The organism is Alteromonas sp. BZK5, from assembly GCF_014349115.1.
GTDB classification, from domain to species: Bacteria; Pseudomonadota; Gammaproteobacteria; order Enterobacterales; family Alteromonadaceae; genus Alteromonas; species Alteromonas macleodii.
In genome coordinates this window covers 1-4,196 of the sequence record NZ_JACSOE010000157.1, presented here as the reverse complement: position 1 = coordinate 4,196, position 4,196 = coordinate 1, and the positions used below count along the sequence as shown (strand labels likewise).

1 protein-coding gene and 2 pseudogenes are annotated in these 4,196 nt (G+C 42.2%); all 3 read right to left on the bottom strand.

Going from position 1 to position 4,196, the window contains the following annotated elements; translation table 11 throughout:
- Window positions 1-1,205, bottom strand: a pseudogene (locus BIZ39_RS20460) (hypothetical protein); the annotation flags it as partial.
- Window positions 1,206-1,358: 153 nt separating this feature from the next.
- A pseudogene (tnpC, locus tag BIZ39_RS22075) lies at window positions 1,359-2,956 on the bottom strand (IS66 family transposase).
- Between the two features lie 239 nt (window positions 2,957-3,195).
- Complete coding sequence (locus BIZ39_RS20450; protein ID WP_187447910.1) at window positions 3,196-3,846, bottom strand: hypothetical protein; 651 nt, start codon at window positions 3,844-3,846, stop codon at window positions 3,196-3,198.
- Window positions 3,847-4,196 lie beyond the last annotated feature (350 nt).

The window sequence follows — 4,196 nt, the reverse complement described above, 5'->3', positions numbered from 1 at the left end:
ACTTCAGTCTGTGTACCTAAATGCTTTTTAATTTTTTCTAATGTGCCTTGTCGTTCTGAATCGCCAGTTTGCGGTCGAGCGGCTTTATTCGTTACGTAAAAAACAGCGTGTGCACTTTGTACCGCTTTTTCAATTTCAGTAGCTACAAGACCTTCCTTACCTTCTATGCCAGGCACGTCAAGTAGATTAAATTCACACTGTTCAATATCAAAGCAGTAACTTAACGTTTTACGAGTAAAGTCCGCTCGACCATCACCAATAATTTCACCGTCTGCACAACTATTCAGCTCTAGTTCTAAAGCAGAAACTTGTTTCGAAGCAGATTCAAGTTGTTGACTTGCTAGGCTCTTGGTTTGTTCAACTAGACCTTTCTCACGCTCCAAAGCCTTTATAGGAACATCAAACTTTTTTATAAAATCAGCGTGCCTTTCTTCGCGTAACGATCGTGTCTCACTCAGCCTGTTTTGTGCAGCGGCTATCTTTGCTTCCTCAGCGGCACTTATATCTTCAAGTTTTGGAAGACTTGAGATAGCTGTTAAAAACTCGTCCTCTTCTGGTAGTTTTTTGAAAACATTTACGATTTTTTGCCACAGTGATGCTTGTGCCTTTTTTTGAACTATTGACCGCTGTAACTCGGCAACTTTGTCCTTAAGGGTTGAAAGTTCGCTTTTTCGAGCTTGTGCCGCTTCTTCAGCTTTTTGAAGTTCAGTGCAGAGTATTCTTTCTGATACTTCAAACTCCTGCTCCAACTGACTTTCTTCTCTTTGATATTGCTCGGACAGCGAATTCAGTTGCTCATTTATCTGCTCTAAATCTTTATCTAATGTAGATAGTTTTTCTTCTATCTCTGGTAATTGACAAATAGCCTGATCATAAGAATGTTTGAGTTTTCGGAATGCGTTACGCTTTTCAAGCTTTGTAGGCTCGTTTAAAAGTATGCGCAACGTTTCAACCAGTGTAGATTTACCTGCACCTGTTTCACCATAAAATGCAATTGTAAACGTATTCCACTCCGAGTTTCGCTCAAGTTCTTCCAGTCTGTTTTTTAACTCAACTTGAAGACCAACAATTTTATCGCGTGCATCCTCTTGTGCTTTGTTGAGTGATTCATCTGATGACTCTAAGGATAAGCTAGTGACTAGCTTTAACAATTCAATATTGATTTTGTCGTAAATGTCTTTAGGGTTTTCTAGTTTGATATTCATTCTAATTCTACTAACGTCCAAGTCTCGCGAGACAAGTCACCATTAAGTCAATTCCATTAACTTAAGAAATGGCAGTGCAATTGCGGTATAATATCACCTGTTTTTTGTATCAGCTCAATACTCAAAAGGTCATGAGCGGATAATGATGGTGATTTAATCGTTTTTGATGTACCAAGGTAGCAGCGCCTCGATTTGCTCAACGGTTTCTGCGTATGGTAACTGAGTAAGAAGGGTATGTAAGTATTGGTATGACTCGAGACCATTGAGTTTCGCGGTTTCCACCAAGCCATAGCAGGCGCACTCGCATTTGCCCCTTGCGGGGTATCGGCGAACAACCATGCTTTTCTGCCAATCACGAACGGACGGATCGCATTCTCAGCCAAAATATTACTGATACGAAACTTGCTGTCGCCACAGTAAACCACAAGCCTCGACCATTGGTTCAGCGTATACTTTATCGCCGTGTGCGTTAAGCTATTTTTAGGGATCTTGCTGAGATTGTTTTCTAAGAAAGCTTTCAGCTCATTCAATAGCGGAACACTGTGCTCTTGTCGGTAGGCCACGATATCTTCCGCTGTCATTGCGTACTGTTGCTCTTTAAAAGTATTGAGTTGGCGCTCCACACGATACAGTTTATTTATGATGCCAAGGACGATGTCCGCTTTACTGATTTTCGTTTTTTTACCCTTAGGTTGCGCTTTTTGCGCTTCCACGAACTTGCGACGAGCATGGTCCATGCAACCCACATGAGTCAGTCCGTATTTCTCACACACAGCATTGTACCCCGCATAACCATCGGTTTGCAGGTAACCTTTAAAGCCGTCAAGCAAGTTTATCGGTACTTCACCGCTGCGTGACGAGTCATAGTGGAACAGAACACTTCTCTGCTCTTCTGGCCCACCCAGTGACACCCACATGTATTTGTCGGAAGTGACCGCTTTATTCGGCTCTTTCAACACCTGAATGCGGGTTTCATCCATCGCGACGATGTCGCCACTGTTTTGGTACTCTCGTAGCAAATTCATCAGTGGTTGAAACACCTTGGCGGACTTGATGACGTAGTTCGCCAGCGTCGCCCGTGAGATGTAGCCCCGTAACGGTTGAGCATCTTTTCGATGCGATACAGCGGAAGACCATCGACATATTTGGCGGTAAGGACATGCGATATCAGACCAGTACTGCCTAAAGAGCCTGGCAGCGGATGTTTAGGCAGCGCAGCCGCCGCCATGGATTAACCATCGATGCTCTCGAACACCGCCTTTTCTTGCATGTACTCCAACCCCCGGATTTTTGCTGGCACGATATCAAGCTCTTCTTTTACTTTGGCGAAGAAGGTACTTTTCGCACCAGTCTTCTCTTCATCCGTTAGGTAAAGGAAGATTTGCTCACGCGGTAGGCCAGACGACAGAGGTTTGCGGCCACGAGGCTTTTTGCTGCTCTCTTGACCGTTTTTTTATCTTGGTCTTTCTCGTGTTGTTCAAGCTCAGGGGCAGTGCACAGTTCCGCTTCATCGAACTGCAAAAACTGGTTAACGTTGGTTTTTCTGAGCTTGGCATGAAGCGCGTGATTTTGAGGTGGCGAACGACTTCTTCCAGAATGTCAACTCGAGACGAGAGCACGCGCAATTTGTTTGACTGAGATTGAAGCTGTGATTCCTTCTCTGTTAATTGAGTGCGAAGTTGCTCAATTTCAGCTAAATAATTCGTTGAAGAAGTCACAGTAAAATCGCCTTTAAAGCCTTGAGGAAACAGGGTTTATTCTATCAAAAATAGCAGATAAAGTCGCTAAAATAGTGACTCATAATTCAGTTTTTTTATGCCCTTGCATCAGTGATATCTAAGTCACTCAAGGTGCCGTCGCTTTTATTGCTCCACATTGTTCGATGTGTCAGCGTATCATCGTAAGTGGCTTTATTAAGTTTACAAGATGCCCTTTTCTGCGAACACTCTGCCTTGTCAACTTGTTTTAAATTGTATAGCGTAAACTGCTCTCATCGTTCATATCGAGTGATAGCACAGCTAAGTGCATCTATAAGCAAAAGGTTGCTATCGTAGTCCTCTAACAAAAGTTCCATGATATCTAAAGCTTTTTGGTGCTCTTCTTCGTTATTTATAATGCTTAATATTGGAAATTCACTTTGAAGTTGCTGTCCCATTTCTCGCAATTTTAAGAGAGCATCACTGCTTTTTTGCATAGTCTTTACCGCATTTTCGTCGTCAGAAATGGCAGCAAATATACTCTGATATTGAAGAGCTTCAGCTCCCCCTGTTTGCTGATCATGCTCAATGGCTTTTTCACTTAGTACAGAGTCATCAGCTACTTCATCAATGAGTACTTTTTCGCCTATTGGCCACTTAAAATCGTTTTGGCTAAGAATATCTTCTAGCGTGTACTTGTTTGTGATTAGTTCACGTTTTTCACACCAATCTCGCGCTAACACATCAAAAAGCTCTGCAGGTATTTTCACCGAAACCTGCGAATCTAATATCTCAACTGGCAACGGCATAGAATGCGAAACGGCAATATCCATTTGGAAAATACTCCCGGGGGAGAGTGCTTCATTATTGCCAGACTCATTATTATCTAGCTGATAGAGGCACAATGCGGTGGAGGCCTGTGATATCAAACTTTTTTTGCTCATACTCTTGTCCTAAAATTATCAGCCTCGCTAAATTAATGGTTGGATTCTGAACTTAAATACTTGCTCACACCTCAATATAAACTCAGTGGCTTATTTAGCTTTTGGCGATGCTGATTAAACTAACCTAGGCTGCAAGCACAGAGCCGTCAACTTAAACAACATATGTCGATACGTAGTGAACTTAAATTAGTGTCGCAGCCTTTTTAGGTAACCAATATAATCACCAACATCAGTAATTATTCTACTTCAAATTGACGTGGTCAACCAAAATTGACCAACCCAGTTAAGCTACTTTTTTCAATTTCTTCATGTCCGCCTCATATTGATTTGGACTTCTGTAATCTAGATAC

Coding starts and splice junctions, on each gene's coding strand:
- BIZ39_RS20450 (WP_187447910.1), bottom strand. CDS start 3,846: ATGAGCAAAAAAAGTTTGATATCACAGGCCTCCACCGCATTGTGCCTC.